Genomic DNA, 25,782 nt, shown 5'->3' with positions numbered 1-25,782 from the left:
GCGCCATGCAGGAACACTCGATGCGCCGCAGCGCCCGCTTCTGACTTAGAACTCTGCCGCCACCGTCATGAACACCTGCCGCGGTGCGCTGGCGTGGATCGCGTAGCGCTTGCCTTCCGGGTCGGTCGGCGCGAACGAGCTCAGCTGGCCGGCGTAGCGCTTGTTGGTCAGATTGGTCGCGTTCAACGAGACCCGCACGTTGCGCAGTCCCAGCCCAGGGCCGAAGTCATAGCCGGCACCCGCATCGAAGGTGGTCACGCCCGGCACCGACTGATCGTTGGTGTAGGTGTAATAACGCTTGCCGGTGTACTTGGCACGCAGGCTGGCGAAGAAGCCATCGCGGTTCCAGCTGATTTCGCTGGAGGCCATGCGCTGCGGCGTGTCCACCGTGATCTTGCCGGCCACCGGCACCACCGCGCCGCCGGAGATGTAGTCATCTTCGTAGGTGGTCTTGTTCCAGGACAGCGCGTTGTACCACTGCAGGCCATCGACCGGCTTGAGGATGAAGGTCAGTTCCGCGCCGTGGCTCTTCACCGAGCCGACGTTGATGAAGCGTGTCACGCACTCCGGTCGGGTGCCCACTTCGATGCTGGAGCACGGGTTCAGTGACAGCAGGCGGTTGTCGAACGTGACGTTGTAGGCGGCGATCGAGGCCTGGTACTTCTCGCCGAACGTGCGGAAACCGGCCTCCAGGCTCTTCGACTTTTCGGGTTCCAGGTCGGCGCTGGCAGCGAACGATTCCGGTGCCACCTGCAACGGGCCGCCACTGCCGCCACCGACGAAGGCGGCGATGTTCTCGGCATACGAGGCGAACAGCTCGTTGTTGGCGTTGAGCTTGAAGCCCACGCCCAGCTGCGGCAGCACCGACTCCTTGGCCGTCAGCGTGCCGGACGCCAGGCGGGTTTCCACGCCCGGGCGGGCCGTGGCACGCATGCGGGTGTTCGGGCTCTTGATGCCGACATCAACGGTCAGGCGCTGGTCGAGGAAGCGCATGCGGTCCTGCACGTAGAACTGCTGCGTGCGGATGTCGTAGTCCTGGTTGAACAGCAGGCGGTCCGGATTCTTCAGGTACAGGTCGTCCAGGAACGGACCGCTGATGTAGTAGAAATTGCGCGACACGTTGTGGTCGTTCTGCTCGTACCACAGGCCGGCTTCCAACTCGTGGATGCCCGCCGTCCATGACAGCGCTGCGGTCACGCCGTCGCGGTTGATCGTGTAGTTGGTGCTGCGGATGGAGATCGGCAGCATCCGGTCGGTGCCGGGGTAGGACGGCTGGCCCGGCGCCCACCAGTGACCCTGGCCGCGGTTGTCATGGTGGTAGGCCAGCAGTTTCAGGCGGCCCTGCTCGCCCAGGCGAAGGTCGGCATCGATCGAGTACAGGTTGTCATCGCGCAGCGCACGGCTCTGGTAGTACGCATCGTCGATGCTGGTCACGCCGCCGCTGTAGGCACATCGCGCCGGATCACGCGTAGCCGGCGCGCAGTAGGCGGCGGCCACCGCGCGGTTCCAGTCCGGCGCATAGATGTTCCAGTCCCAGCCCAGGCCCCGGGCCAGCATGTCCTTGGACAGGTAGGCGTAGTTGGCCTGGCTGGCACGCGAGGTCGCCACGAACGCGCCAAAGCGATGGTCGCCCACGTTCCACACGGCCTTGGCATTGAACTGGCGGGTGGTCTGGTTCTGATGCGGCGCGGCCCACATGTCCTGGTCCTGGTGAACGCCGGAGACATACGCAGAGAAGCCGTTGAGGTCGCCCGTATCCACGCGCAGGTAACCACGGCGCTGATTGTCGTCGCCGACGGTGACGCTGGCACGGCCGCCGAACTCGGTGGACGGATCGGACGAGAAGTACTGGATGGTGCCGCCGAGATTGCTGGTCGAGGCCACGCCGAGTGAACCGATGCCCTGCGACAGCTCGGCGCCGGCCAGGTTTTCGGCGATCAGCGCACGGGCGATGCTCAGGCCGTTGTAGTTGCCGTAGCTGTTGTCGCCCAGCGGAATGCCATCGAGGGTATAGCCCAGCCGGCTCTTGTCGAATCCGCGCAGGCTGATGGTCTGCGATTCCTCATTGGCGCCGAACGCATCGTTGGACTGCACCGAGACGCCCGGCAACCGATCGAGGATCTTCTGGCCGCTGGTGCCTGGCGGGAGCACCTGCTTGTCGACGCTGGTGATGCGCTGCACCTGACGGGTCTCGCCCTGGCCGATCACCGAGACGGTATCCAGCGTCTGCGCGCTGGGCGCGGCGTCGGTATCGGCGGCGGAGGCGCTGGCAGCGGCGGAAAGCGCGATCGCTACGGCGATCGTCAGGTGTCGAGTCTGCATGGTGGTCCGTTGCATGGGGGATGGGCACCGGCGTGCGTGCGCGATGCCGCCCCACTATGCGAACGGAACATGAAAGCTTCTTTACGGAACACCCATGCGGGTACGCGCCGCCGCGTTGGCGGCGCACCCAGGGCGGCTCATTAGCCCATGTACAGCCCACCATTGACCGGATAATCGGCGCCGGTCACATACGACGCCTCGTCCGAGGCCAGCCAGGCGCACAGGCCGGCGACTTCTTCCGGACGGCCCAGGCGCCGTACCGGCACCGATGCGGCCAGGCGGTCCAGGACATCCGGGGGGAAACTGCTGATGGCCTGGCTGGCGATGTAGCCCGGCGAGAGCGTGTTGACCGTCACTCCGCGTGACGCTACTTCAGCGGCAAGCGCCCGGCTGAAGCCATGCATGGCGGCCTTGGCGGTGGCGTAGTTCACCTGGCCGATCTGCCCCTTGTGGGCGCTGACCGAACCGATGTTGATGATGCGTCCCCAGCCCCGCGTGGCCATGCCATCGACCACCTGCTTGGTCAGGTTGAAGAGCGCGTTGAGGTTGGAGGCGATCACCGCATTCCAGTCCTCCACCGTCATCTGCCGGAACAGCAGGTCGCGGCTGCCGCCGGAGTTGTTGACCAGCACGTCCACTTCACCCACTTCCGCGCGCACTTTGGCGAAGGCGGCGCTGGTCGAGGCCCAGTCGGTGGCATTGCCCTCGGAGGCGATGAAGTCAAAGCCCTGCTCGCGCTGCTCGCGCAGCCAGTTGGCCTTGCGCGGCGAGTTCGGCGCACAGCCGGCAACAACCGTATGGCCGGCGCGGGCCAGGCTCTGGCAGATGGCAGTGCCGACACTGCCCATGCCGCTGGTGACGTAAGCGATGCGAAGAGTCATTGCGGAACGCTCCTTGGTAACGGGATCAGGCGGCGAGGGGATACAGGCCGAACAGCAGGCTGCCGACCATCAACAGCAGCGAGATGGCGATGGCCCACTTCAGGGTGAATTTCTGGTGGTCGGCGAACTCGACCTTGGCCAGGCCCACCAGCAGGTAGGTGGAGGGCACCAGTGGGCTGAGCAGATGCACCGGCTGGCCGGCCAGCGAGGCGCGGGCCATTTCCACCGGCGTGATGCCGTAGTTGCCAGCGGCTTCGGACAGGATCGGCAACACGCCGAAGTAGAACGCGTCGTTGGACATGAAGAAGGTGAACGGCATCGAGGCCACGGCAGTGATCACCGCCAGATAGGGGCCCCACGAATCCGGAATCACCGCCAGGAAGCTGTGCGACATCGCCTCGACCATGCCGGTGTTGTTGAGGATGCCGGTGAAGATGCCCGCCGCGAAGATCAGCGACACCACCGACAGCACGTTGCCGGCGTGGTTGACCACGCGACGGCGCTGCTCGGCCAGGTTCGGGTAGTTGATCACCAGGGCAATGGCGAAGCCGACCATGAACAGCACCGGCATCGGCAGCACGCCGACGATCAGCGCGGTCATCAGGACCAGGGTCAGCACCAGGTTCACCCACAGCAGCTTGGGCCGCTTGATGTCCTCGGCATCCTCGACCGTCGGCAGCGCATTGCTGTCGTCGGACACGCTGCTGTCCATCCAGCTGCCGCCCTTGGGCAGCGTCACCACGCCCAGCCGGCGGCGTTCCTTCAGGCCCAGGTACCACGCCAGCAGCAGCACGCCCGCGCAGGCGATCACCATCGACGGGATCAGCGGCACGAACACATCAGCAGGATCAACGTGCAGTGCGGTGGCGGCGCGTGCGGTCGGGCCGCCCCACGGAGTCAGGTTCATCACGCCACCGGCGAGGATGGTCACGCAGGTCATGTTCAGCGCGTTCATGCCCAGCCGCTGATACAGCGGCAGCATTGCCGAGACCGTGATCATGTACGTGGTCGAGCCATCGCCATCGAGCGAGATCAGCATCGCCAGCACGGCGGTGCCGAGCACGATCTTCATCGGATCGCCCTTGACGAAGCGCAGGATCACCCGCACCAGCGGATCGAACAGTCCCGCGTCGATCATCACGCCGAAGTAGAGGATGGCGAACATCAGCATCACGCCGGTCGGCGCGATCTTCTTGATGCCTTCCAGCATCATTTCGTCGATGCCGGCGCCAAAGCCACCGATCAGCGCGAACAGGATCGGGATGGTGATCAGGGCCACCAGCGGTGACAGCCGCTTGCTCATGATCAAGTACATGAATGTAATGACCATGCCAAAGCCGAGGATGCTCAGCATCATCTGCGGACTCCTTGAGAAAACAGGACGTGGGAAAGGGAGGGGCGGGTGCGGAGGGGGGGCGCGGAAGAGGTTCAGAAGTCGTACTGCAGGCGGCCGGTCACGGCGCGCGTGCGGTCCACCGTGATCCCGGCCAGGCGGTCACGGTTGCGGCTTTCGATGACGTTGAGCATGAATCGCAGGTTGTCGCGCAGGTACCAGTTGCCGCCGAGCGTCCAGGCTTCGGTACTGCCGCGGCGCAGGTCGGGAGCGCCGTCGAGGTGCTGCGCGCCCCACATCCGGTCGTAGCGCAGCGCGACTTCAAAGGCACCGGCCTTGTGGCGGATGTCCTTCACCCTGGCGAAGCGGCCGGTCTTGCGGTCGTAGGCGCGGCTCTCGCCGGTAACGAACCAGCTGAGCATGCCGTAGCCGGCCATGACGTCGCCGCGCTGGGCGCCGTCATCGAAGGTCGCACCGCTGAACTCGCCCTGCCATGACAACGGGCCGCGGACCTGGGCGTACTCCAGTGACCACTTGTTGACGTCGGTATCGCGGCCTGCGGAGAAATCGACCAGGGTCAGGCGGCTCTCATCGGACAGATGGCCGGCGGGGCGCGGGCGGATGCGCAGAGCCGGCACACCGTTGGCGCCAGGGTTGTCGTACGCCTCACGCGCCAGCGACAGGCCCAGGTGCAGTACATCGCCGTCGCTGGGCGAGGGCGCCCAGGTCACGCGGCCGCCGGCGGCGCGCCCCTTCACCTGCCAGGCATCGATGCTCTCCAGGCTGTAGACGCTGGCGGCCCAGGTGAAGTCACCCGGATTGGCCTGCCACGAGGCACCCAGCCGGTACAGCGGCGCCAGCGTGGTACCGGCATTGCCGCGCTCCAGGAAGCTGCCGTAGTTGGAGCTGGTGCGGTCATCCAGCGAGAAGTACTGCTTGAACTGGCCGACCGTCAGCTTGCCGGCCTTGCCGAAGCTGCGTGCCAGGTAGACGTCCTTGGCTTCTACACGGTCGCCGGAGAAGTCGGCTTCCATCTTGTAGTCAACCACGAAGAACCTGCCGGAGACATCCAGCCAGGCGCGGCGGATCTCGGTGTCATCCTTGTTCGGCGTACCGCGGTTGTCATTGTCGAACGTGGCGAAGTCCAGATGCAGGCGACCGCCCAGCGTGGCGGTGACCGGCCGCTCGTCATCAGCGGCAAAGGCCGGCGCGGCCAACGCAGCCAGGGCCATCATGGCGGCGGAACGCGGCCAGGCAAACGTGAATTCCACAAACCCTCCCAGGTGCGCGCCAGGCGCGCGGCAATCGTGGGCACCGGATGGTGCGCGGCCGCAGTCTGGGTCGCGCAAGCTGTCATCCGCCTGTCAGCGGTTTGTGCGTTGCAGCGTAAAAGCGGCCGCTGCGCTCGCCGGGGCTGGCCCGGCGCTACCCCCGTGCAGGCTGTCCGGTAGCGCCGGTCCACGCCCGGCGGGCAGGCCGGGCGGCATGCGGTAGCATTCGCTTCCCCTCCCACGCTTGTCCCCATGCGCCTGCTGCTGGTTGAAGACAACCCGGATCTGGCCGATGCGATCATCCGTCGCATGCGCCGCAGTGGGCACGCGGTGGATTGGCAGGCCGATGGCCTGGCCGCCGCAAGCGTGCTGCGCTACCAGAGTTTCGATCTGGTGGTGCTGGATATCGGCCTGCCCAAGCTTGATGGGCTACGCGTGCTGGCCGGCATGCGCGAGCGCGGCGACAGCACGCCGGTGCTGATGCTGACCGCGCGCGACGGCATCGAGGACCGCGTGCAGGCGCTGGACGTGGGTGCCGATGATTATCTCGGCAAGCCCTTCGACTTCCGCGAGTTCGAGGCGCGTTGCCGCGTGCTGCTGCGACGGGCCCGCGGCCAGGCCAGTGAGGTGGTGCAGGTGGGCGGCTTCCAGTTCGACAATGCCGCGCATCGGGTCACCCTGGATGGCGAGCCGATCGAGCTGCCCAACCGCGAGTACCGTCTGCTGGAAATCCTGGTCGGCCGTTTGGGCCACGTGGTCGGCAAGGATGAGATCGGCAACGGCCTGTTCGGCTTCGATGACGAGGCCGGGCCGAACGCGATCGAGCTCTACGTCGGCCGCCTGCGCAGGAAGCTCGCCGACGCGCCGCTGCGCATCACGACCGTGCGCGGCGTCGGTTACTTGCTCGAGGCTCGCGACGAAGGCGTGGACAGCGATGGCTGACGCGCGCCCGGCAGCGGCCGCGCCGGGTTCGCTGCGGCGGACCCTGCTGCTGTATCTGGGTGCGCTGCTGGCGGTGTTCGCAGTCGCCCTGCTGTTTGCCGCACGCGACTACGGCCAGCGTGCGGCCAACCGCTCCTACGATCACCTGCTGGCGTCCTCTGCACTGTCCATCGCCGATTCGGTGGCGCTGGCCGATGGCCAATGGCAGGTCGACCTGCCGTACGCGGCGCTCGACCTGCTGGCGATGGCGCCGGAGGACCGGGTGTTCTACCGCGTCGCGGACAGTCGCGGCACGCTGATCACTGGCTACGGCGACCTGCCGGTGCCACCCCGGCGCCCGGGAAGCCAACCGCAGTTCTTCGATGCGCGCTACAGCGGTGAGACCGTGCGCTTCGTGGTGGTGGGCCGCAGCTTCGCTGCTGCGTCCGCGCAGGGCGAGGTGCTGGTGCAGGTCGGCCAGACCCGGCGCGCGCGCGAGGCGGTGGCGCAGGACATGGTCAACCGGTCGCTGCTGGCGATCGGTGTGCTGTCCGGTCTGCTGCTGGCGCTGGTCGCCTTCGGTGTACACCGTGCATTCCGGCCACTGGTGAGGGTGGAACGCGAACTCTCGCGCCGTGAACCGTCGGACCTGAAGCCGCTGGATGCACGTGTGCCCCGTGAGATGGACCAGATGGTGGCGGCGCTGAACCGCTTCATGGAGCGGCTGTCGAGCAGCAACGAGACCCTGCGCGCGTTCATGGCGGAAGCCGCGCACCAGATGCGTACCCCGCTGGCCGCCCTGCGCGCGCAGGCGCAGCTGGCGCTGGATGATGACGACCCGCAGGACATGCGGCGCAGCCTGCAGGCCATCGAGCGCAATGCCACGCACATGAGCCGGCTGCTCAACCAGCTGCTCAGCGATGCCAGCGTGATCCACCGTTCGCATCTGCAGCGGTTCGCGCCGGTGGATCTGGCAGAAACCGTGCACCAGGCATTGCACGATGCGTTGCCGCAGGCCGGTCCCGCGCCGCGCGTGCAGCTGGCCGTCACTTCCGAGCAGGTGCATGTGCACGGCGATGCGCTGCTGCTGCGCGAGGCGATCAAGAACCTGGTCGACAATGCGTTGAAGTATGGCGGCGATGGTCCGCTGCAGATCGCACTGACGGTCGAGGGCGGCCAGGCGGTGCTGACCATTGCCGACCACGGCCCGGGCATCGCCGCGGCCGACGCCGAACGGGTGTTCGAGCGATTCGCCCGTGGCGAAGGCGTGCCATCCGGTGGCGCCGGCCTGGGGCTGGCCATCGTCAAACGCGTGATCGACAGCCATGCAGGCCATATCGACCTCAGCAACCGCCCGCAGGGGGGGCTGATCGCCACCATCCGCCTGCCCCGGAGCAACCCATGATCCGCCTGTTTGCCGCCGTCATCGCGCTGCTGCTGGCTCTGCCTGCGCAGGCTGCACCCGGCGATGTGCGCCGTTTCCCCGCACGTGAGAGCGCCACTGCCCAGCTGCGCATCCACGGCACCACCGACATCGAGGTGTTCGCGGTGGTGATCGCCGACTACCAGCGGCTGCATCCCGGCACGGAAGTGGTGTACGAGGACATCATCACCCAGGATCTGTACGCGCGTTACCTGCAGGACCGCACCAGCCCTGCGTCGCCGGATCTGCTGATCTCCAGCGGCATGGACCTGCAGACCAAGCTGGTCAATGACGGTCATGCCCTGCCACACCGCTCGGCGCAGACCGCGGCGCTGCCGGCCTGGGCACAGTGGCGGGGCGAGGCATTCGGGATCAGCTACGAGCCGGTGGTGATGGTCCACAACACGCGCACATTGCCTGCTGCCAAGGTGCCGCATACACGCCGGCAGCTGCTGGACCTGCTGCGCGCGGAAGGCGCGCCCCTGCGCGGACGGGTGGGCACCTACGACATCGAACGCAGCAGTGTGGGCTACCTGCTGGCCACGCAGGATGCGCAGCGTGGCAGTATTGCCGGTGCGCTGCTCGGGGCGCTCGGCGACAACGAGGTGGTTCGCGAGGAGCGCACCGGGGTGCTGCTGGACAAGGTTGCCAGCGGCCAGCTGTCGCTGGTCTACAACGTGCTCGGCTCGTACGCGCAGGCGCGCATCGATGCCGGCGCGCCACTGGCCATCATCGAGCCGGAGGACTACACGCTGGTGGTGCTGCGCACGGCCGTGATCCCGCGCACCGGTCCGCATCCGGAGGAGGCGCGGCGTTTCCTCGATTACCTGCTGTCGCCGCGTGGCCAGCAGGTGCTGTCCCGCGAGGCGCGGCTGATGCCGATCGTGCGCAGCGATGCCCGGCGCGATGATGCGCCCGGTCGCAGCCGGCGCCCGATCCAGCTCGGGCCGGGACTGCTGGTCTACCTGGACGCGCTCAAGCGGCGCCAGTTCTTCGATGCCTGGCGCAGCAGCGTGGAGCCGGCGGGGCGCTGATGCCCTGGTAGCGCCGGGCCATGCCCGGCGGATGCAGTGCGCTGCCCGTACAATGGCCGCATGAGCGAATACACCATCCTGATCGCCGATGACCACCCGTTGCTGCGTTCGGCGGTGGTGCAGTCATTGCGGCACAGCCTGCCACTTGCCCAGGTGCGCGAGGTGGCCAGTGCCGAAGCGCTCGCCGAGGCGCTGGATGCGCATCCTGACGTGGACCTGGTGCTGCTCGACCTGACCATGCCCGGTGCCCACGGTTTCTCCGCGCTGCTGCACGTGCGTGGCTCGCATCCGGACATTCCGGTGGTGATCCTGTCGTCCAACGATCATCCCCGGGTGATCCGGCGCGCGCAGCAGTTCGGCGCAGCCGGTTTCATCCCGAAGTCGGCGCCCGCCGAGACCATTGGCGAGGCGGTGACGGCGGTGCTGGAGGGTGGCCTGTGGTTCCCGGCGATGGCGGCCGAGCGTTCTGAGGCCGATGCACTGCTGGCCAGCCGCCTGGCGCAGCTGACACCGCAGCAGTTCCGGGTGCTGCTGTGCCTGGCCGATGGCCTGCTCAACAAGCAGATTGCCTACACGCTGGGGTTGGCCGAAAACACGGTGAAGGTGCATGTCACCGCGATCCTGAAGAAGCTCGAATGCCACAGCCGCACGCAGGCCGCGGTGCTGGTGAAGGCGCTTGAGCCGGAAGGTGATGCGGGAGCGCCGTGAATCCGTCCCTGGAGGCTTGGCTGCCGCATCCATGCGGCGGACGCCCCCGCGAACCCAACCCGGCCGATCTCTGACAGATTTCGGTGGCCTGCCACCCACGGAAAAGGGAAAAGATCAAAAGCAAAAGCAGCCTGTCCGGCCGCCTTCTGTGGAGCCGAGCATGGGCTCGGCTCTACACGAGCACGCGCGGCGTCGCGACCCGCGTTTGATCTTCTTTTTCTTCCACGTGGGTGGACGAATAAGGAACCTGCCCGGCCTCAACCATGGACTGCTTTACGTGTCACCCGCGAGGGGCTGCGCCGTTGGCTGGAATCACCCGCGATGGCGGATCAGCAACTGGCTCATCAGCGCCCGCAGCGCCGGCGGCTTCACCGGCTTGGCCATCATGCCCCAGCCTCGTTCGGCCGCCATTTCGCGCAGTCCTGCGTCGCGCTCGGCGGTCACCAGCACCACCGGCGGCCGTGCTTGCCAGTGCTCGGCCAGCACTTCGTACAGCACCGGCCCGTGATGGTCGCCCATGCGAACGTCCAGCAGCACCAGTTCCGGCACGGATTCCACGCCGGCCAGCTGCAGCGCGGCCTGGGGGCCATCGGCCAGGACCACCTCGCATCCCCAGCGCTCCAGCAGGGCACGGCTGGCTGCGCAGACATGCGGATCATCATCGATCACCCACACGCGGCGGCCGCGCAGCGGATTGTCCGCCGCCGGTTCCTGTGCCAGCGCCGGTGCCTGCGCAACAGCGGGAATCGCGCTGGCATCGCCAAGAGGTACGCCCACTGCGAACACGCTGCCTCGCCCCAGCTGCGAGCGCAGGCGGATCGGATGGCCGAGCAGGCGGCCGATACGGTCGACGATCGCCAGGCCCAGGCCGGCGCCGCGCTGGTGACCATCGTGCAGGCGGCGGAATTCCTCGAAGATTTCACCCTGCAGCGCATCAGGAATGCCGGGGCCCTGGTCATGCACTTCAATCCACAACTGGTCTCCGCGCCGGCGGCAGCCGAGCAGCACCCGGCCACGCTCGCTGTAGCGCAGTGCGTTGGACAGGAAATTCTGCAGGATGCGGCGCAGCAGTGCTTCGTCGCTGACCACCACCGCGCGGGTATCCACCCAGTCCACGACCAGCCCGCGTGTCTGCGCGGCGATGCCGAACTCGCGTGCCAGCGTCCGCAGCAGCGGGCCCAGCTGGAACGCATGCACGCGCGTGGGCAGGCTGCCTGACTCCAGTCGCGCGATGTCGAGCAGGCTGTTGAGGATGGCATCCTGCGCGGCCAGTGCGGCATCGATGTGGTCGGTGGTCTGCTGCTGCGCCGGGTCGGTCAGCTTGCCGCGCAGCACGGAGACGAACATGCGCGCGGCGTTCAACGGTTGCAGCAGGTCGTGCACCGCGGATGCGACGAAACGGGTCTTGTAGCGGTTGGCCTGTTCGGCTTCGCGGCGGGCCTCGTCGAGGTCATGGGTGCGCTCGGCCACGCGGTGTTCCAGCGCATCGGCCAGTGACCGCAGTTCGCGTGCAGCGTTCTTGTAGCTGGTGATGTCGGCGTAGCTGGTGACGAAGCCGCCATCAGGCAGCGGATTGCCACGGATCTCCAGAACGGTGCCATCGTCCTTTTCGCTCTCGCGCATGTGCGGGCGGCCACTGCGCAGGTGGTTCAGACGACGCTCGATGGCCTCGTCGATCGGCCCCGGCCCGAGCAGGCCGCGGCGTGCGTTGTAGCGGAACAGCTCTTCGATGGGCCGGCCGACACGGACCAGCCCCGGCGGGAAGCGGAACAGTTCCAGATATCGCGAATTCCAGGCGACCAGGCGCTGTTCGCGATCAATGATCACCACGCCCTGCGGCAGGTGCTCCAGGCTGCGGCTCAGGCCGCTGTCGGCATCGGTGGCAGCCTGCAGCAATCCGTCCTGGGCGGTGCGCAGTTCCTGTGCATGCTGCTTGAGCAGGGTTTCCAGTTCGCTGCGGCTGCGCTGGCGGTGCCGGGCCAGGCGTCGGCGCTGCTGCACGAACAGCAGCAGGAACCCCAGCGCCAGCCACGCAGCGGCGCCGGCCAGGGCGGCACCGCGTCCGGCGCTGGTGGCGGCACTGGCATCGTGCAGCAGATGCAGGTTCCAGTGTTCGTCGGGCAGCGCCAGGCTCTGCCACAGCATCGCCTGCGGCAGCACCGGGTCGAGCAGGCGCACCATGCGGCCACCATCGGCCAGCACATCCTCGGTACGCACCCGCAGGGGCTGCAACGAGCGGTCGGCATACTGGCGGGCATCAAGCATCTCGCGGCGCTCGTCCGCGCCCAGCGGCCGCAGCAGGCGGTAGCGCCAGGCATCGCGGTTGGACAGGAACACCACGTCATGGTTGTCGCTGGCCAGCACCACGTCCGGGCTGTTCAGCCACTCCTGTTCCAGCGCCGACAGCTCGATTTTGATCACGATCACGCCGATGCGCTGGCCGCGGTCGTCGACGATCGCCTCGGACATGAAATAGCCGGGCACGCCGGTGGTCATGCCGATGCCGTAGAAGCGGCCGCGGCCGTGGGCCAGGGCCTGCTGGTAATAGGGCCGGTAGCTGTAGTCCTCGCCGACGTTGGTGGTCGGCTGGTCCCAGTTGCTGGCCGCGACCGCGACGCCATCGCGGCCGACCAGGGTCAGGGTAGAGGTTCGGGTGACCTGGTTGGCGCGCTGCAGTTTCAGGTTCAGCTGCTGGCGCTCGGCGGGCGAGGGCGGCGTGCGCAGTACGCGCAGCAGGTCCGGGTCCAGTGCCATCACCTGCGGCAGGGTGCCGAAGCGGTCGATACGCTGCTGCAGGCCCTGGCCGTACAGCTGCAGCTGGCGCTGGACCTGCGTGCTCTCGGCCGCCAGGGCGCTGCGCCACGCGTAGTGGCCCGCCGCGATCGCGCACAGCACGGTGCCTCCGGCCAGCGCGAGGAGGGTCAGCAGCAGCATCCGGTGGCGGCCGAGCCAGTACATGGCGGCAGTCTACGCAGTGAGGGCGGGCATGACGTGCATGCCCGCCGGATTCCGCACCGTGGCGCGGATCAGAAGTGCATCTGTGCGCGCAGTTCGAAGATCTCCGGGGTGCTGTGCACACCGCGGCGGCTGGCATCGACCTTGACGTAGTTGGCCTGGAACTTGAAATGGCTGGTCAGGTACCAGTTCGCGCCCAGGGTCAGGTCGTGCTGACGTCCCCCCAGGATGCTGCCGTCGTCCAGATCCAGGCGGCTGTAGCGTGCCACCAGCTCGACCGCGCCGTAGTCGTGGGCGGGCTTGATGTTGGCCACGGCGCCGGCGTTGTACGGACGGGACTCGCCGGTCAGCACCCAGCTGGCCATCGCGTACTGGCCGTGGCCGGTGTAGTCGGGCTTGCCGTCGTTGCGGGTGACAGTGGCCTGCAGCGCTTCGGCCTGCAGCGAGAAGGGGCCACGGATCCAGATGCCTTCCAGGCCGGTGCGGCGGATCTGGTCGGCGGTCACCAGCGCGCCGGAATCCACGTAGCGGATGTCGGTCAGGCCGGCTTCCGGGCGCGCGCGCAACCGTGCGCTGGCCTCGTGATGGACGTCACGGCCATCGCGGTAGCCGCGCGGGTTTTCCTGCGAGTAGGCCAGGCCCAGGTGGATCACATCGCCAGGCGCCTTCACCGGCGTCCACACCGCACGTACCGCCTGCGTGGTGCCGGGGTTGTCGCCCTGCAGGTCCTTGCCGCCGTAGGCACCGGCCTGCAGCAGGTACTGCGGGCGCTCCAGCACCCATTCCACACCGGTGCGGCGGCCGGCGTAGAACGCCTGCACCGGCAGCGCGGTCTCCAGGAAGCTACCGGCGCGCGAGGAGGTGTTGGCATCCAGGCCGACCGGCGTCTTCATGTAGCCGAAGCGGAAGCGGCCGATGTCGCGGCCCACGAAGGCCTTGCTCTCCAGGCGCAGGAACACGTCCAGCCAGGTGTCGGCCTGGAAGTCGTAGTACACCATCGCGTCGTACACGCCCTTCTTCTTCAGCGTGGCGCCGAATTCCTTGCGGCGCACGGCGTCGTCATCGTCCAGGCCACTGCCGGAGGAGAAATCGTTGTAGTCGTAGGCGATGTTGGCGGTGGCCGCCAGCTCGGTGCCGTCGCCGAACGCGTACTTGGTCGGCCAGTTGTCGAAATCGGCAGCGGACGCGAAGGCGGGCAGGGCGGCCAGCGACAGGGCCAGCAGGGTGGGAATGGGGCGCATGTTGGGTGCGGCTCTCTCGGATTGCGTAGGGTCAGGACAACAACGGCCGCCGGGGCCGGAACTTGGGCAGGGACGCCGCGGGCCGTTCAGCCCGCGCCACCGGCCTCCCGGCGCGGTGCGATGCCGGGCCAGTTTAGGGGTCCCGGCCACCTGAACCGGGGGGCTAGTACCAATAGGTTATCTGCGTTGGCGTGCCCGGCGCGTACAAAGGCGTCCATTGGTCGCCACCCTGCGCATGGAGCGAGGGGGGCGGTGACCAGCTTCCACGGTATCGGCTCCCATGCAGTTCCGGGGCCGTACGTGCCTGAAAACGCCCTTCCCCGGAGTCCGCCATGCACATCCCGACCGCTGCCCCGGCGCCTGCAAAGCCGTTGCCGATCTACCGCCAGCTGTATTTCCAGGTGATCGTGGCGATCGTCCTGGGCGCCATCCTCGGCCATTACGAACCCCTGATCGGCGAAAAGATGAAGCCGCTCGGCGATGCCTTCATCAACCTGGTGAAGATGATCATCGCGCCGGTGATCTTCCTGACCATCGTCACCGGCATTGCCGGCATGACCCATCTGCGCACGGTCGGCCGCGTGTTCGCCAAGGCCATGGCCTACTTCCTGTTCTTCTCCACGCTGGCGCTGGTCGTGGGCATGATCGTGGCCCACGTGGTACAGCCTGGCGCGGGCATGAACATCAACCCGGCCGAGCTGGACCAGACCGCGGTGCACAGCTACGTCGAGAAGTCGCATGACCTGACCCTGGTCGGCTTCCTGATGGATGTCATCCCGAAGACGCTGATCAGCGCCTTCGTGGACGGCAACATCCTGCAGGTGCTGTTCGTGGCCGTGCTGTTCGGCATCGCGCTGGCGTCGGTCGGCGAGAAGGGCAAGCCGATCCAGAACTTCCTCGAAGCGCTGGTGGCTCCGGTGTTCAAGCTGGTGCACATGCTGATGAAGGCTGCTCCGATCGGTGCCTTCGGCGCGATCGCATTCACCATCGGCAAGTACGGCGTGGGGTCGTTGATCAACCTGGCCTGGCTGGTCGGTTCGTTCTACATCACCGCCTTCCTGTTCGTGGCGGTCATCCTGGGCGTGGTCTGCCGCCTGTGCGGGTTCTCGGTGTTCAAGCTGGCCCGCTACCTGAAGGCCGAACTGCTGCTGGTGCTGGGTACCTCTTCGTCCGAGTCGGCGCTGCCGTCGCTGATGGAGAAGATGGAGCGGGCCGGCTGCAGCAAGTCGGTGGTGGGCCTGGTGGTCCCCACCGGCTACTCGTTCAACCTGGACGGCACCAACATCTACATGACCCTGGCGGCGCTGTTCATCGCCCAGGCCACCAACACCGAACTGACCCTGGGCCACCAGATCGCGCTGCTGCTGGTCGCCATGCTCAGCTCCAAGGGCGCGGCCGGCGTCACCGGTGCCGGCTTCATCACCCTGGCGGCCACCCTGGCCGTGGTGCCGGAAGTGCCCGTGGCCGGCATGGCGCTGATCCTCGGCGTGGACCGGTTCATGAGCGAATGCCGCTCGCTGACCAACTTCATCGGAAATGCCGTGGCCACGGTGGTGGTCTCGCGCTGGGAAGGCGCACTGGACCGTGACCGCCTGAAGCTGGCGCTGGATGGTCGCGAAAGCGAACTGCCGCCGCCGGTCGATGCCGTGCCGGAGGCACTGCCCGCCAAGGGCTGATCCAGGTGTGTGGTACCGCGGGGCCGGTCACGTGAGTGGTGCGGCCCCGCGGCGTTTCAAGGCGTCCCATGGCTGTCATGGGCAGCGCCGAAGCTGGTGGCTCCAGGTTGTCGCATACGCCAGGGAATTGTGCGGTCGCAGCATGCCTGCGACAGGATAGCGACAGGTCCGGGCGCTCCAACGGGGGTATGATCCCCTGTCCCTCTTGCCCATTCATGTATCCAACGTCGATGTCCAACGAAGATTTCAAACAGGCCGCCCTCGATTACCACCGGATGTCCCCGCCGGGCAAGATCAAGGTCTCCGCGACCAAGCCGATGCTGACCCAGCGCGACCTGTCGCTGGCGTACTCGCCGGGCGTGGCGTACGCCTGTGAAGCAATCAAGGCCGACCCGCAGCAGGCCAGCGAGCTGACCGCCCGCGGCAACCTGGTGGCGGTGATCTCCAACGGCACCGCGGTGCTGGGCCTGGGCAACATCGGCGCACTGGCCGGCAAGCCGGTGATGGAAGGCAAGGGCGTGCTGTTCCAGAAGTTCGCCGGCATCGATGTGTTCGACATCGAAGTGGACGAAACCGATCCGGACAAGCTGGTCGACATCATCGCCTCGCTGGAGCCGACCTTCGGCGGCATCAACCTGGAAGACATCAAGGCGCCGGAATGCTTCGTGGTCGAGCGCAAGCTGCGCGAGCGCATGAAGATCCCGGTGTTCCATGACGACCAGCACGGTACGGCGATCATCGTCGGCGCGGCGGTGCTGAACGCCATGGCGATCACCGGCAAGAAGATCGAGGAGGTGAAGCTGGCGACCACGGGCATGGGCGCGGCGGGCGTTTCCTGCGTCAACATGCTGGTGCAGCTGGGCCTGAAGCCGGAGAACATCCTGGCGTTCGACCGCGAGGGCGTGATCCACACCGGTCGTACCGATCTGGACCCGGAAAAGCAGCGTTACGCACGCGACACCGACAAGCGCACCCTGGCCGAGATCGTCGACGGCGCGGATATCTTCCTGGGCCTGTCGGCGCCCGGCATCCTCACCGCCGAAATGGTCAAGACCATGGCGCCGGACCCGGTGATCTTCGCACTGGCCAATCCGACCCCGGAAATCATGCCGGAAGTGGCGCGTGCGGCGCGTCCGGACGCGATCATCGGCACCGGCCGTTCGGATTACCCGAACCAGGTCAACAACGTGCTGTGCTTCCCGTACCTGTTCCGCGGTGCGCTGGACGTGGGCGCCACCGCGATCAACGAGGAAATGAAGATCGCCTGCGTGCGCGCCATCGCCGCACTGGCACGCCGCGCCGCGACCGACATGGGCTCGGCCTACGGCGGTGAAACCCCGAGCTTCGGCCGCGAGTACCTGATCCCGCGCCCGTTCGATCGCCGCCTGCTGGTGGAGCTGTCCGCTGCCGTGGCCCAGGCCGCGATGGACTCGGGGGTGGCCGCCCGGCCGATCGCCGACATGGGCGCCTACCGTGACAAGCTGGCCCAGTTCGTCTACCGCACCAGCCTGATGATGAAGCCGGTGTACGACCGTGCACGCACCGACAAGCAGCGCGTGGTCTACGCCGAAGGCGAAGAGGAAGTGGTGCTGCAGGCGGTGCAGAACGTGGTCGATGAAGGGCTCGCACATCCGATCCTGATCGGCCGGCCGGACGTGATCGAAGCGCGCATCGAGCGCCTGGGCCTGCGCCTGAAGGCTGGTGAGCACTTCGAGATCACCAACATCAATGATGATCCGCGCTTCAACGAATACTGGCAGTACTACCACGGGCTGACCGGTCGTCGCGGCGTCACCGTGGCGGCGGCGAAGAACCTGATGCGTTCGCGGCCGACCCTGATTGCCGCGGTGATGGTCGCGCGTGGCGAAGCCGATGCAATGCTGACCGGCATCGTCGGCCGTTTCCACAAGAAGCTGGGTTATGTCCGCAGCGTGCTGCCGCTGGAGCCGAAGGTCACCTCGACCTCGGCGATGACCGGCGTCATCAACCAGCAGGGCGTGTTCTTCTTCGTCGACACGCACGTGCAGGAAGATCCCAGTGCCGAGCAGATCTGCGAGGCGACCCTGCAGGCCGCGTACCGCATGAAGCTGTTCGGCATCGAACCGAAGGTGGCGCTGCTGTCGCACTCCAATTTCGGCAGCCACGATTCCAAGGACGCGCTGAAGATGCGCCAGGTCCGCGAGCTGCTGCTCAAGCGCAATCCGCGCCTGAACGTGGACGGCGAGATGCAGGGCGATACCGCCTGGGACGAGGCGCTGCGCCAGAAACTGCTGCCGGGTTCCACCCTGCAGGGTCGCGCCAACCTGTTCGTGCTGCCCAACCTGGAAGCGGCCAACATCGCCTACAACCTGGTGCGTGTGTTCACCGATGGCGTGGCGATCGGCCCGATCCTGATGGGCGTGAACAAGCCGGTGCACATCCTGACCACCAGCGCGACCTCGCGCCGCATCCTGAACATGACCGCCATTGCTGCGGTCGATGCGCAGATCCGCAAACAGCTGGAAGCGGAAAAGAAGGCGTAATCCTTCGTCACCGCGATCGGTAGCGCCGGGCCATGCCCGGCGAGCGCGCAGCGCGGCAAATCAGGCATTCCGCCGGGCATGGCCCGGCGCAACCGCTCAGCGCTTGCCGCCTCGTGCCGGTGCCGGCGGCGGGGCATCCGAACGCGGCTTGGCGTACTCGGCCCATAGCGCCGGCAGGCCCTTGCCGGTGTGCTGCTGCCACAGCGCCAGGGTGTACTGGCCGTTGCGCAGGGCCTTGTCCAGCGCCAGCACCAGGCCGGGGTGTCCAGCTTCGGCCCATTTCAGGAAGGCCCCGGTTACCCGGTAGCCGCTTTCCACGCTCTGGCCGTTGCCCACTTTGTCCGGCAGCGCCCAGCCCGCTGCGGCATTGTCCGTGCCGTAGCGGTCGCGGGCGTAGTCGGCGATGCCTTCCACCAGCCAGCCCGGTACCCGCGTGTCGCCGTAGCTCGGGTAGCCCTGCACGATGTGCATCGCCTCGTGGGTCACCAGGTCGATGTCATCGGGGTGCTTCACCAGCCAGCCCGGGTTGATGGTGATGGTGCTCGCCTTGTCCTTCTCGCCGACGTAGGCGACGCCGTCGTAGGCCGGATCGATCACGATGTGCACCTCGGCCGGTGCCGCCGGGTGGAAGTCCGCCCGTTCGCGCAGGTAGGCGGAATAGAACGTATCGACGATGCGCTGGCGTGCCGGTGCGGCCAGCGCACCGGTCGCATCCTGGTAGTGCAACGTGATGCCTTCGCGGGTGAACTGGCCATCGAAGGCCCGGCTCTGCGACGGCTGGGCCAGCGCAATGCCGGGCAGGGTGAATGCAGCAAGTGCAAGGGGCAGCAGGCGAATGCGCATGGGGTCACCGTACAGTGGAGGGGGACAGCAGTTCGATCTCAGCCAGCTGCAGGCGTCCCGGCGCAGTTACGCGCAGGCGGTACTCGGCATAGCGTGAGGGCGAGGCGATGCGGAACGGACGGGTCTGCCGCGCAGCACTGAAGTCTTCGCCACGCCGCTGGTCCAGCGTGGTCCAGCGGCCGTCGCCGTTACGGGCTTCCAGCGTCCATCCAGCCCCCCGGATCGGCCCTTCGCCGCTGGTCAGCGTATACATCGTCGGCGCGCCATCACCCACGGCGCTCAGCATGAGGGTGGCACCCGCGCCCAGCGGAACGGCCGTGGTCGCATCGTCGTCCAACAGCGCGGGCACGGCGCGGCCATCGGCCAGCGCAGCGCGCGTGCTGCTGCGCAGCAGATCGTGCAGCATCTGCGGTCGCTGGCCCGGTGCGGTCAGCGAACGGGGCACGTCGTCGGCGCCTGTGCCCCAGCGCGAAGGCTGCGGGCCCATCTCGAAGTCCAGCGTCGCGCCCTTGGCGATCACCTCGTGCGGTACCCAGGTCCGGGTCCATGGCGTGCCGTTGATCTTCAGCGACTGGACGTAGACGTTCTCCGCGGAGTTCTGCGGCGCGTTGACGGTCAGCACCGCGCCACCCTGCAGTTCCACCCGGGCGTGCCTGAATGCCGGGGAGCCGATCACGTATTCCGGCGCGCCCATCCGCAGTGGATACAGGCCCAGCGAAGCCAGCACGTACCATGCGGAGGTCTCGCCATTGTCCTCATCGCCCGGATAGCCCTGGCCGATCTCGCTGCCCACGTACAGCCGCGACAGGATCTCGCGCACGTGCTGCTGGGTCTTCCAGGGCTGCCCGGCGTACAGATACATCCACGGGATATGGTGCGCCGGCTGGTTGCTGTGCGCGTACATGCCCATGCGCACGTCGCGCGCTTCGGTCATCTCATGGATGATGCCACCGTAGGAGCCTGCAAACGCGGCATCGGCGGTCTCCGGCGTGGCAAAGAAGGCATCGAGCTTGGCGGCCAGCCTGTCGCGGCCACCGTACAGCGCGGCCAGGCCCTCGCCATCGTGCGCGGCGGTGAAGGCGAACGTCCAGCCGTTGGATTCGGTGTAGTCGTGGCCCCACACGCGCGGATCGTAGTCCTTGGCGTCCACGCGCCAGCTGCCGTCGGCCTTGCGGCCCTGGAAGAAGCCGGCGGCAGGGTCGAACAGGGTCGCGTAGCTGGCAGCGCGGTAGCGGAAGTAGTCGGCTTCGGTGCTGTAGCGCTCGCGCTGCGCGGCGGTGGTCGCGCGCTTGGCCAGTGCCTCGGCCATGTTGGCGATGCCGAAGTCGTTCAGCGCGCCTTCCATCGTCCATGACATGCCTTCATGCACGTCGGCACTGGCATAGCCGCGGAACGTCGAGCGATCCATGCCCTTGCGCCCTACATGGCGATCGGGCGGTACCACGGTGGCATTCTTCAGCGCCGCGGCATAGGCCTCGGCGGGATCGAAACCGCCGACGCCCTTCAGCCATGCGTCGGCGAAGGCCACGTCGGAACTGGTGCCGACCATCAGGTCCGCGTAGCCCGGCGATGACCAGCGGGCGATCCAGCCGCCCGCGCGGTACTGCTCGATGAAACCCTGCACGAGCTGGCCGGCGTCCTCCGGCGTGAACAGTGCGTACGCCGGCCACGTCGTGCGGAACGTATCCCAGAAGCCATTGTTGACGAACACCCGGCCATCGCGCACGCCACTGAAGGTGCGATTGTCACTGCCATCGGTGTTGTTCTCGCTGGCGCTGGCCTGGTTGGCGTAACGCCACTCGGGGGCGGCAGCGCTGCCGACGTTTTCGTGGCCGGAGTTGGGATACAGGTACAACCGGTAGAGGCTGGAGTACAGCGTGGTTTTCTGGTCGTCCGTGGCATCGCCGATATCGAAGCGGGCCAGGCGCGCATCCCAGGCATCCTGGGCGCGGCCGGCCACGCTTTCCAGCGTATCCGTGGCGGAAATCTCCAGGGCAAGGTTGTGCCGCGCCTGTTCGAGCGAGATCAGCGAGGTGGCAATGCGCATGGTGACGCGGCGATCGCTGCCGGCATCGAACTTGATGTAGCCGGTCGGGCGGCCGCTGTCGATGCGTCCGCTGCTGCGCCAGGGCCGGTCGAAGCGGGCCACCACGAACATGCGGCCGGCACCGTTGGACAGGCCGCTGCGCGTGTCGGTGTAGCCGGACAGTGTCTGGGTGGCCGCATCCAGTGTCAGCCCGCCGCGTGCGTCCACATTGTCGAACAGCAGGTTGGCATCACCTTCCGCAGGGAAATCGAAGCGGAAGACCGCGGCGTGGTCCGTCGGCGCGATGGAGGCGGCGATGCCGTTGTCGAAGCGCACGTCGTAGCGGTAGGGGCGCGCGTTCTCGTGCGTGCGGTCGAAGGACAGTGCCCGCTTGCTGCGGTCGGCCTCGGGCACACCGCGGCTGGCCGATGGCATCACCTGGAAGGTCTGGCGGTCGCCCATCCAGGGACTGGGCTGGTGACTCAGCGCGAGCGCCTGCAGCTGCGGGCGGTTGTTCGCATCGTTCTGCTCGTTCCAGCGGTACAGCCAGTTCAGTGCACCGGCATCGGTCACCGGGGTCCAGAAGTTGAAGCCGTGCGGCACCGCCGTGGCCGGGAAATTGTTGCCGCGCGAGAACGTGCCGTTAGCCTGCGTACCGCGGGTGGTCAGCACCCAGTCCGAGACCCGCTGCGGCACCTGCCGCGGCTGCGCATCCAGGCGCACGTCATCGATCCAGCCGGACACCGGCGCACCGTCGGCGCTGGCCACTTCCAGCTCGATGGCGACCACCCGGCGGCCGCGCAGCGCAGGCACATCGCCCAGGCGTACCGCCTTGCGCGCCCACTGCTGCGGGTACAGCGTTTTCGAATCGCCCTGCGCACGCGCGCCCACGGCGATGCCGTGCTGATCACGCGCGGAGCTGGCCGATACGCGGCTGCCATCGTCCAGGCGCAGGTCCAGCGAGACGTAGGTGGAGGCCACCGTGTCCTTGTCGACGATCTCCGGCAGCACCAGCCAGGACAGGGTGGTGTCGGCGTCGATGGTCAGGTCCGTGCTGAACAGGTCGCGCCGCGCCGCGCCGCCGTCGGCCTGGTAGTGCAGCGCGCGCAGGCCGCTGTAGCCGGCGTTGCGCTTGGCCGCATACGGCGCCGCCGGACCGGTGCCGATCTGCACCTGCAGCGCGCCGCCGGCCTTGGCCGGTGCGGGCTCACCTGCTTCGAACGAGGTCTGCAGGCCCTGTGCCATTGCGGGCAGGGCGGGCGTGGCGCAGGCCAGGGCCAGGGCGAGCGGAAGCAGGGCGCGGCGCGGATCGGAAAGGGTCATGCAGGGTCTCCCGGAAGGGCAGGCGGCAGGCAGGACCCGCATCGGCACGTACCACGGCCAGCATCGCGCCCGCCGCCCAGGGGCGGTGGAAAGGAGCGATGCCGGTCCGGTGGGGGCGGGCCATGCGATCGGGTCGTCGGAGTGGTCCCGATCCTGCCTCAGTGCGTTGCCCCCTGACAAGTGCAATTAGTTCGATCCAAATCCGGGAAAAACGTTTCATTTCAAATTATTGACAGAGGGGATTGGATCGATTTAAAAGTGGTCGGGGTCCAGGCCCGGGGAAGGCGGCGTCCTTCCCGTCCCGATCCCAACCCTTCCATCTGTCCCGGAACACCCTGCATGCCCTGATCCGGGCGGGCGGCCTGCGCTTGCTGCTGCTGCCCGTCACCACCGTCCATCCACGACCCTCCCGTCCGTCCCCCACCGGCAGGACCGTCATCCGTCTCTGGAGAGCGCTTGATGAAACCCAGGTTGCTGTCGTTGTTGATGTCTTCGCTGCTGCTGTCGCCGCTGGCCGTGCAGGCCCAGTCCTCCAACGCAGGGGAGGGCGCCGATCCGCCGCGTACGCGCGACCTGGATGCGGTCACGGTGACCGGGTCGCTCATTCCGCGCGCGCAGGTGGAGGGCCCCTCACCGGTGACGACCATCACCGCCGAGCAGATCCAGGCGCAGGGTTTCACCACGGTGTTCGATGCGCTGCGCTCGCTGCCGGTCTCCAATGGGTCGGTGCAGGATTCCCAGGGAACCGGCTTCTACACTCCGGGCGCCAAGACCATCAGCCTGTTCGGTCTGGACCCCAGCTACACCCTTACCCTCATCAACGGGCGGCCGATCAACAGCTATCCGCTGGCCTACAACGGCAACACCAGCATCGCCGACATTGCCAACATCCCGCTGGGCATGGTCGAACGCATCGATGTGCTCACCGGTGGCCAGTCCTCGGTGTATGGCTCGTCGGCCGTGGCCGGCGTAGTCAACATCGTGCTGAAAGACCGCGTGGAAGGCACCCATCTGCGCTACCGCGTCGGTGGTTACAGCCAGGGCGGCGGTTCCAGCCAGCGCTTCAGCGCCAGCAGTGGACAGACCTTCGGCAACCTCGATATCAGCTACGGGCTGGAATACATCAACCAGAAGGCGATCTACGCCTTCGACCGCAGCCGCATCGACAGCGTCAGCGACAACCCGACCGGGCCGCAGGATCCGTCGCGCAGCTTCCTGCGTATGCGCCAGGGGCCCAACGCCTACATCGACCCGGGCGCGGCCACCTGCGCGCCGCTGTCGAATCTGTTCGGTGGCAGCACCGTGTACGCGCACCGCGACATTTCCGGCGGTGGCTACTACTGCGGCACCCCCGACAACGTCGGCACCGCGTCGCTGTACAACGCCAGCCAGGACGTCAACGCGACCACCTTCCTGCGTTATCACCTCAGCCCGGGTACCGAGTTGTACTCGGACATCCTGTTCGGCTTCAGCCGGCCGACCTACAGCGGTGGCAGCCCGTTCTGGAACAAGACCTTCTACAACCGCACCAGCGGCCAGTACGAGCAGTGGCAGCGCATCTACGCGCCCGAGGAAGTCGGCCTGGATGCCAAGGACCAGCGCGTCTACACGCGATCGCTGAACGTCACCGCCGGCGTGCGTGGCGTGCTGGGCAGCTTCGACTACGACGTCTACGTCAACCGTTCCAGCACCGATGTCACCCGCAAATCCACCGACTTCCTCGCCCGGAACGGCGTGGACGATTACTACCTGGGGCCGATGCTGGGCATGCAGGATGGCTACGAGGTCTACGCCCCGGACCTGTCGCGCCTGTACCAGCCGATCACCCGCGACCAGTACGACAGCTTCAGCGGCCTCAACCGTGCTGCATCCAGCGCGTCGCGCACAGCAGTGACGGCACTGCTGACCCATCGTTCGCTGTTTGCCCTGCCGGCCGGCGACGTCGGTTTCGCGCTGATCGCCCAGGGCCAGCGCGAGAAATTCTTCAACCAGTCGGCCGATCCCGATGCCGGTGTGCTGTTCCGCGGGCAGACCGCCGGCACCTCGGCGCAGGGCCAGCGGGATCTGTACGCGCTGGGTGCGGAACTGCAGGTGCCGATCATCGATACCTTCAGCGCCAACCTGTCCGGCCGCTACGACAAGTACGCCCTGCAGGGCGGTGGCGGCAACGGCAAGGCGACCTGGAAGCTTGGCCTGGAGTACCGGCCGATCGAATCGCTGCTGCTGCGTGGCAGCTACGCCACTGCGTTCCGTTCGCCGGACATGTTCTACCTGTTTTCCCGCGAGAGCAGCGGCTATACCACCAACACCGACCTCTACCAGTGCCGGCAGGCCGGTTACACCTCCGACAACTTCGATGACTGCGAGCAGTCCGGGTTGGCGGTGCTGTCTTCCAGTACCGGCAACCGCGATCTGAAGGACATCACTGCACGCACGTTCACCTATGGTGCGGTGTGGTCGACACTGGACAACGCGCTGACGTTGTCGGTGGACTACAACTCGGTGGTGATCGAGAACGAAGTGCGCATCCTCGGTACCGACAGCATCCTCGACACCGAGGCCAACTGCCGGCTGGGCGTATCGGAGAACGGGCAGACCCGCTTCGACATCACCTCGCCCACCTGCCAGCAGGTCCTGGGCCAGGTGCAGCGCAAGCCGGCTACCGATCCGCTCAACCCCAACGGTGTGGACAAGGTGTTCTCCTACCCGATCAACATCGCCAGCCAACGCCAGACCGGTGTGCAGGCAGCGCTGGACTATCGCTGGGGTACCTCCTCGGTGGGAGATTTCACGGTCAACGCGGGCTACTACCGCCCGCTCAAGCACACCACCCAGGACAAGGAAGGCGACCCGGTCTACGACCAGTTGTGCTGCGGCAATTCCAATGAACTGCAGTACCGGGCCACGCTGGGCGTGAACTGGAAGCGCGGGCCGTTCAGCGCCAGTGCGTTCGGCGTGCGCAACGCGCCCACCTGGGACAGCCGTGGCGAGCAGCGCAACATCGGGCCATGGACCACCTGGAACGCCACGGTCGGCTACCGCATCAATGACCTGGCCAGCCTGCTGCTGACGGTCAACAACCTGACCGACGAGATGCCGCCGATCGACCGCAGCAACGGCAACTGGCCGTACTACGACCAGGGCATCTACAACGCCTATGGCCGCTCGGCCTTCCTGGAGCTGTCGCTGGACTTCCAGTAGGCCGGGCGCTGGCAGGTCCCGGCTGTCAGGGGGCGGGGGCCAGGAAAGGACAGGGGCGGCCGGGTCGCCGCCCCAGGTGCTAGAATCGCAGGCCTCGCAATC

Annotated in this window: 15 protein-coding genes; 7 read left to right on the top strand and 8 right to left on the bottom strand. The window is 67.2% G+C overall.

Annotated elements, in window-relative coordinates; translation table 11 throughout:
- Nucleotides 1-45: 45 nt before the first annotated feature.
- The 4 genes from AC5P5M_RS04635 to AC5P5M_RS04620 all read right to left on the bottom strand — a co-directional run bounded on the left by AC5P5M_RS04635 (nt 46) and on the right by AC5P5M_RS04620 (nt 5,771).
- Nucleotides 46-2,322 (bottom strand): TonB-dependent receptor, encoded by a 2,277-nt coding sequence (locus tag AC5P5M_RS04635; protein WP_495205611.1) that lies wholly within the window; start codon nt 2,320-2,322, stop codon nt 46-48.
- Between the two features lie 140 nt (nt 2,323-2,462).
- On the bottom strand, nt 2,463-3,203 hold the full coding sequence (phbB, locus tag AC5P5M_RS04630) for an acetoacetyl-CoA reductase (RefSeq protein WP_053517420.1): 741 nt from the start codon (nt 3,201-3,203) through the stop codon (nt 2,463-2,465).
- A 25-nt stretch (nt 3,204-3,228) separates the two neighbouring features.
- Nucleotides 3,229-4,557, bottom strand: a complete 1,329-nt coding sequence (locus AC5P5M_RS04625; RefSeq protein WP_053517450.1) for a CitMHS family transporter — start codon at nt 4,555-4,557, stop codon at nt 3,229-3,231.
- A 74-nt stretch (nt 4,558-4,631) separates the two neighbouring features.
- Nucleotides 4,632-5,771 (bottom strand): OprO/OprP family phosphate-selective porin, encoded by a 1,140-nt coding sequence (locus AC5P5M_RS04620; RefSeq protein WP_065175123.1) that lies wholly within the window; start codon nt 5,769-5,771, stop codon nt 4,632-4,634.
- Between the two features lie 288 nt (nt 5,772-6,059).
- On the opposite strand from AC5P5M_RS04620, the gene AC5P5M_RS04615 reads away from it, so the two are divergent.
- From AC5P5M_RS04615 to AC5P5M_RS04600, 4 genes are read left to right on the top strand one after another with little or no spacing between them, the layout of a single operon-like run.
- Entirely contained in the window at nt 6,060-6,749 is a 690-nt protein-coding gene (locus tag AC5P5M_RS04615) for a response regulator transcription factor (RefSeq protein ID WP_053517418.1), read from the top strand.
- Nucleotides 6,742-8,133, top strand: a complete 1,392-nt coding sequence (locus tag AC5P5M_RS04610) for a sensor histidine kinase (protein WP_065181726.1) — start codon at nt 6,742-6,744, stop codon at nt 8,131-8,133. The genes AC5P5M_RS04615 and AC5P5M_RS04610 overlap by 8 nt, the downstream gene beginning before the upstream one ends.
- A complete protein-coding gene (locus AC5P5M_RS04605; RefSeq protein ID WP_495205610.1) occupies nt 8,130-9,185 on the top strand; it encodes an ABC transporter substrate-binding protein in 1,056 nt (351 codons plus the stop codon). Before AC5P5M_RS04610 ends, AC5P5M_RS04605 begins: the two co-directional genes overlap by 4 nt.
- Nucleotides 9,186-9,245: 60 nt before the next feature.
- On the top strand, nt 9,246-9,893 hold the full coding sequence (locus AC5P5M_RS04600; protein WP_495205609.1) for a response regulator: 648 nt from the start codon (nt 9,246-9,248) through the stop codon (nt 9,891-9,893).
- Between the two features lie 312 nt (nt 9,894-10,205).
- Here the strand turns inward: AC5P5M_RS04600 and AC5P5M_RS04595 are convergent, their stop codons facing one another.
- Nucleotides 10,206-12,851, bottom strand: a complete 2,646-nt coding sequence (locus AC5P5M_RS04595; RefSeq protein WP_495205608.1) for a hybrid sensor histidine kinase/response regulator — start codon at nt 12,849-12,851, stop codon at nt 10,206-10,208.
- Between the two features lie 68 nt (nt 12,852-12,919).
- Nucleotides 12,920-14,089 carry an OprO/OprP family phosphate-selective porin gene (locus tag AC5P5M_RS04590; protein ID WP_053517412.1) on the bottom strand — a complete coding sequence of 390 codons (1,170 nt, stop codon included), beginning with the start codon at nt 14,087-14,089 and terminating at the stop codon, nt 12,920-12,922.
- A 332-nt stretch (nt 14,090-14,421) separates the two neighbouring features.
- On the opposite strand from AC5P5M_RS04590, the gene AC5P5M_RS04585 reads away from it, so the two are divergent.
- Both AC5P5M_RS04585 and AC5P5M_RS04580 read left to right on the top strand, forming a co-directional pair.
- On the top strand, nt 14,422-15,765 hold the full coding sequence (locus tag AC5P5M_RS04585) for a dicarboxylate/amino acid:cation symporter (protein ID WP_053517411.1): 1,344 nt from the start codon (nt 14,422-14,424) through the stop codon (nt 15,763-15,765).
- Nucleotides 15,766-15,995: 230 nt separating this feature from the next.
- A complete protein-coding gene (locus AC5P5M_RS04580) occupies nt 15,996-18,287 on the top strand; it encodes an NADP-dependent malic enzyme (protein WP_065175119.1) in 2,292 nt (763 codons plus the stop codon).
- Between the two features lie 96 nt (nt 18,288-18,383).
- On the opposite strand, the gene AC5P5M_RS04575 is transcribed toward AC5P5M_RS04580, so the two are convergent.
- Together AC5P5M_RS04575 and AC5P5M_RS04570 are read right to left on the bottom strand one after the other, a co-directional pair.
- Entirely contained in the window at nt 18,384-19,130 is a 747-nt protein-coding gene (locus tag AC5P5M_RS04575) for a basic secretory protein-like protein (protein ID WP_180875861.1), read from the bottom strand.
- Between the two features lie 4 nt (nt 19,131-19,134).
- Entirely contained in the window at nt 19,135-22,479 is a 3,345-nt protein-coding gene (locus AC5P5M_RS04570; RefSeq protein WP_495205607.1) for a GH92 family glycosyl hydrolase, read from the bottom strand.
- 459 nt (nt 22,480-22,938) lie between these two features.
- Between AC5P5M_RS04570 and AC5P5M_RS04565 the strand changes: the two genes are divergently transcribed.
- Nucleotides 22,939-25,680, top strand: a complete 2,742-nt coding sequence (locus AC5P5M_RS04565; RefSeq protein ID WP_495205606.1) for a TonB-dependent receptor plug domain-containing protein — start codon at nt 22,939-22,941, stop codon at nt 25,678-25,680.
- Nucleotides 25,681-25,782 lie beyond the last annotated feature (102 nt).

This window comes from Stenotrophomonas sp. YJH_SMC_106-19, from assembly GCF_059368375.1.
The sequence above is the reverse complement of the archived record's forward strand: the minus strand, read 5'-3'. Positions and strand labels throughout refer to the sequence as shown.